General features: G+C 69.0%; 5 protein-coding genes and 1 pseudogene. 5 read left to right on the top strand and 1 reads right to left on the bottom strand.

Annotated features, from left to right (window positions below):
* The 4 genes and pseudogenes from ccoP to AC6EI8_RS24425 all read left to right on the top strand — a co-directional run.
* Positions 1-793 (top strand): cytochrome-c oxidase, cbb3-type subunit III (gene ccoP, locus AC6EI8_RS24440; RefSeq protein WP_498383116.1); only part of this gene is annotated, 793 nt, incomplete at its 5' end.
* Between the two features lie 52 nt (positions 794-845).
* Positions 846-2,297: a cytochrome c oxidase accessory protein CcoG gene (gene ccoG / locus AC6EI8_RS24435; protein ID WP_226108696.1), complete on the top strand. Its 1,452-nt coding sequence runs from the start codon at positions 846-848 to the stop codon at positions 2,295-2,297.
* Between the two features lie 12 nt (positions 2,298-2,309).
* Positions 2,310-2,498, top strand: a pseudogene (locus tag AC6EI8_RS24430) (FixH family protein); the annotation flags it as partial.
* Between the two features lie 206 nt (positions 2,499-2,704).
* Entirely contained in the window at positions 2,705-2,974 is a 270-nt protein-coding gene (locus AC6EI8_RS24425) for a hypothetical protein (RefSeq protein WP_149319117.1), read from the top strand.
* Positions 2,975-3,188: 214 nt separating this feature from the next.
* Here the strand turns inward: AC6EI8_RS24425 and fnr are convergent, their stop codons facing one another.
* On the bottom strand, positions 3,189-3,917 hold the full coding sequence (gene fnr / locus AC6EI8_RS24420; RefSeq protein WP_149319116.1) for a fumarate/nitrate reduction transcriptional regulator Fnr: 729 nt from the start codon (positions 3,915-3,917) through the stop codon (positions 3,189-3,191).
* Between the two features lie 100 nt (positions 3,918-4,017).
* Between fnr and AC6EI8_RS24415 the strand changes: the two genes are divergently transcribed.
* Positions 4,018-4,634, top strand: a 617-nt coding sequence (locus tag AC6EI8_RS24415) for a sulfite exporter TauE/SafE family protein (RefSeq protein ID WP_498383115.1), incomplete at its 3' end; no start/stop codon positions are given.

The following is a 4,634-nucleotide window of genomic DNA, read 5'->3' as shown; positions in this document are numbered from 1 at the left end:
CCACGTCTGGGACGACGATCTGCGCGAGCTGAACAACCCGCTGCCGCGCTGGTGGATGTGGATGTTCCTGCTGAGCTGCGTGTTCGCGCTCGGCTATCTGGTGCTGTATCCGGGCCTGGGCGCGTACGGCGGCATGCTGGGCTTCACCAGCCAGGGCGAGCTGGCGGCGCAGCGGCAGGCCGCGCTGCGTGGCCAGCAGGCGGTGTACGGCAAGTACATGGACCTGAAGATCGAACAGGTGGCCGCCGATCCCGAGGCGCGCGAGATCGGCCAGCGGCTGTTCCTGAACTACTGCGCGCAGTGCCATGGGTCGGACGCGCGCGGCAGCCGCGGCTTTCCCGACCTGACCGACCGCGACTGGCTCCATGGCGGCGACCCCGCCACCATCATGCAGAGCATCGCCAAGGGCCGGCATGGCGTGATGCCGTCGTTCGCCGCCGTCATCGACGAGAAGGCCGCGGGCGATGTCGCGCAATACGTGCGCTCGCTGTCGGGGCTCGCCTTCAACCCGATCCGCGCGGCTCGCGGCGAGCCGGTCTTCAAGACGACCTGCGTCGCCTGCCACGGCGGCACGGGCAAGGGCAACCAGGCGCTGGGCGCGCCCAACCTGACCGACAAGATCTGGCTGCACGGCAGCGCCGAGGCCAATATCGTCAAGGCGATCCTGCAGGGCCACGACAACCGGATGCCCGCGCACGAGGACATCCTGAGCCCCGAGCGCATCCGCATGCTGACCGCCTATGTGTGGGGCTTGTCCGCCGACACCGGCACGATGCCGGCCGCGGGGCGGTGATGGACATCGCTTGCGGCAACGGGTCAGCCATGCGGCCACTGCGAGGACAGCCATGAACGCCCCCGGCATCGATTCGACCGAGGCCTCGCTGTACGAGGTCCGGCGCAAGATCTATCCGCGCGCCGTCACCGGCGCGTTCGCCAGCTGGCGCGTCGCGATGGTGCTGGCCACGCAGCTGGTGTTCTACGGCACGCCGTGGCTGCAATGGAACGGCCGCCAGGCGGTGCTGTTCGATCTGGGCGCGCGCAAGTTCTATCTGTTCGGCCTGGTGCTGTGGCCGCAGGACGTGATCTACCTGGCCGTGCTGCTGGTGATCTCGGCGCTGTCGCTGTTCCTGTTCACCGCGATCGCCGGACGGCTGTTCTGCGGCTATGCCTGTCCGCAGACCGTCTATACCGAGATCTTCCTGTGGATCGAGCGCCAGGTCGAGGGCGACCGCATCGCGCGCATCCGGCTCGACGGCGAGCGCTGGACCGCGCGCAAGCTGCGCGTCAAGGCCACCAAGCATCTGCTGTGGATCGCGATCGCGCTGTGGACCGGCTTCACCTTCGTCGGCTACTTCTCGCCGATCGATGCGCTGGGCAGGGCGGTGCTGACTCTGTCGACCGGGCCGTGGGAGACGTTCTGGATCGGCTTCTACGCGTTCGCCACCTGGGGCAATGCCGGCTTCATGCGCGAGCAGGTCTGCAAGTACATGTGCCCCTATGCGCGGTTCCAGAGCGTGATGGTCGATAAGGACACCTATGTGGTGACCTATGACGCGCAGCGCGGCGAGCCGCGCGGCTCGCGCTCGCGCAAGGCCGACCCGCGCGCGCTGGGCATCGGCGACTGCGTGGACTGCAGCATCTGCGTGCAGGTCTGCCCGACCGGCATCGACATCCGCGACGGGCTCCAGTACGAGTGCATCGGCTGCGGCGCGTGCATCGATGCCTGCAATCAGGTCATGGACAAGATGCGCTATCCGCGCGGGCTGATCCGCTATACGTCCGAGAACGCGATGCGGCGCGCGTTGTCGGCGGCCAACGCGCGCCGCCGCGTGATCCGCCCGCGCATCGTGCTGTATGCGGTGCTGTGGCTGGCGCTGGTCGGCGGCTTCGTCTGGTCGGTGGCGGTGCGCACGCCGCTGAAGGTGGACATCATCCGCGACCGCCAGGCGCTGGCGCGCGAAGTGGAAGGGCGCTGGATCGAAAACGTCTACCGGCTGCAGCTGATCAACACCACCGAAGGCGAGATGGACATCGCCATCGCGGCGGAAAGTCCGGGATTGCCGGGACTGTCGGTCGAGTACGAGCGCGGCGCCGGCCATCTGGCACCAACCTCCAACCGGCTGCTGCCGCTGCGGCTGCGCGTGCCGCTGGAGCAGGCGGCGTCGGGCACCCATGTGGTCGACATCGTGGTCAGCGGCGCGCGGGCCGAAGCCGGCGCGGGCACGGGTACGGGCACGGACACCAGTGGCGTGCAGGTGCGGCAGTCCACCCGTTTCATCATTCCCGACCAACCTTGACGAGGCATCGACATGTCCCAATGCAAACCGTGGTGGAAGGAACCGTGGCCGTGGCTGCTGATCAGCGGCCCGGCGCTGGCGATGATGGGCTGCGCGGTGACGATCTGGGTCGCGATGCAGCACGCGGATCGGCCCATCGTCGACGGCGTGGTGCGTCAGGGGCTGGTGATCCGGCAGGCGGCGACGCCGGCGGGGGCGGTGACGCCGGCAGCTGCGATGGCGGCTGCAATGGCGCCTGCAACCGCGGCTGCAACGGCGGCCGCAACGGAGGCCGCATCGGAGGCTGCAACGGAGGCTGCAACGGCGGCCGCAACGGAGGCTGCAACGGAGGCCGCAACGACGGCCGCAGCGGCGGTCGCCACGCGGCACGCGCGCGACGCAGTGACTTCCCACGCGGTGGCGCGGCCATGAAGGCGCGCTGGCTGATGTGGGTGCTGTGGCCCGCCTTCGTCGGCGCGGCCGTGGCCTTCGTGCTGGTGTTCTCGCTGATCGATCCGCGCGAGCTGCGGGTCTTCGGACGGCCGCTCGAGCTGTCGCACGGCGCGGTCTATACGATCGGCTTCGCCGTCGCGTGGGCGGTGTGCGCGCTGTCCAGCGCGCTGACGCTCTGCATGCTGCCGGCGTCGATCCTGGCGCCGATGTCGTCGCCGATGTCGGCGGCCGACGAACTGGAGTAGGGCGATGGCGAAGCCGGCGATGCGAGCGAAGCGCGCAATGGGGGCAAAGCCGGCAACGGGGGCGAAGCCGGCAACGGGGGCGAAGCTGGCAACGGGGGCAAAGCTGGCAACGGAGGCAAAGCTGGCAATGGGGGCAAAGCGGGCAATGTGGGCGATGTGGGCAATGTGGCCAATGTGGGCGATGGCGGCCGCCAGCGCCATCGCCGCGCGGGCTTCAGCAGGCCGTCTTTCCCAGCAGCTGGCGGATGCCGTCCATGTCGACCAGCTTGACGTGGCGCTGGCGGATCTGGATCAGCCCGGCTTCGGCGAAGCGCGAGAACAGGCGGCTGACGGTCTCGAGCTTCAGGCCCAGATAGCTGCCGATTTCTTCGCGGCTCATGCGCAGCACGAACTCGGACGGCGAATAGCCGCGTGCCGACAGGCGCTCGGACAGGCTGATCAGAAAGCCCGCCAGCCGCTCCTCGGCGCGCATCGAGCCCAGCGTGATCAGCATCATCTGGTCCTGCGTGATCTCCCGGCTCATCAGCCGCATGAACTGGTGCTGCAGCGACGGCAACGAGGCCGACAGCGTCTGGATCTCGTTGTAGCGCACTACGCAGACCTCGGTGTCTTCGAGCGCGGTCGCGTCCGACGCATGCCGCATCTCGGTCAGCCCATCGAAGCCGACCACTTCGCCCGGCAGATGAAAGCCCGTGATCTGCGCGCGGCCGTCTTCCATCGTCACGTGGGTCTTCAGCGTGCCGAAGCGGATCGCATAGACCGCGTCGAGGGGATCGCCGAGGCGATAGAGCGATTCGCCCTTGCGCACGCGCACGCGTTCCTGCACCAGCGTGTCCATCTTTTCGACGTCCTGCGCCGACATGCCGATCGGCAGGCACAGCTGCCCCAGCGAGCAGGTGGAGCAGCGGGTCGATTGGTCGTTGAGGGGGATGGCGTTCAGCAATTGGAATCCGCGCGAAAGGAGGGAGTTGCCATCGGCATCGCGATGGGCGTCAAGCGTGCGGGCATTCTACCGTGCTGCTCCCCGTCGAGGGGAGCGTGAGATGGCAATCGGCGTACTGGCAAGCGTGTTTCTGCTGGCGCTGTTGGGCGGTGTCCACTGTGCGGCGATGTGCGGCGGCATCGCGCTGGTGCTCGAAGGCGATGACGCGCGGCGGGCCGCGCCGGTGTCGTTGTACCGCAGCCGCGCGGCGTGGGTCCGCGAACTGCTGGTGCTGCATGCCGGGCGCCTGAGTGCGTACGCAATGCTCGGCGCCTTGCTCGGCGCGGTGGGCGCGACCGCGTGGAAGACGCAGTATCTGCCCGTGCAGCGCGCGCTGTTCGCGGTCGGCAGCGCCAGCCTGCTGCTTGCCGGACTATGGACGCTGGGCGGCGCGCAACTGGTGGGGAAGGCGCCGGGTGTGAACGCCGTGGCGCGGCGTCTGGCGGCAGCCTGGGCGCGTTGGGGCGGAAGGACCATCGCGCGGCAGGACGCGGGGCCGGTTCCGCACGGCACCAGCCGGCGTCTGCTGCGCCGCTATGCCGCCGGACTTGCGTGGGGACTGGTTCCCTGCGGCATGGTCTACGCCGCGCTCGCGCTGGCCTTGCTGGCCGGCAGCGCGGCGTCGGGCGCGCTGGTGATGCTGGCCTTCGGTCTCGGTACGCTGCCCAATCTGCTGAT

It is taken from the genome of Cupriavidus sp. R6-3, assembly GCF_059772245.1.
This window is presented reverse-complemented; position numbering and strand designations above follow the sequence as displayed.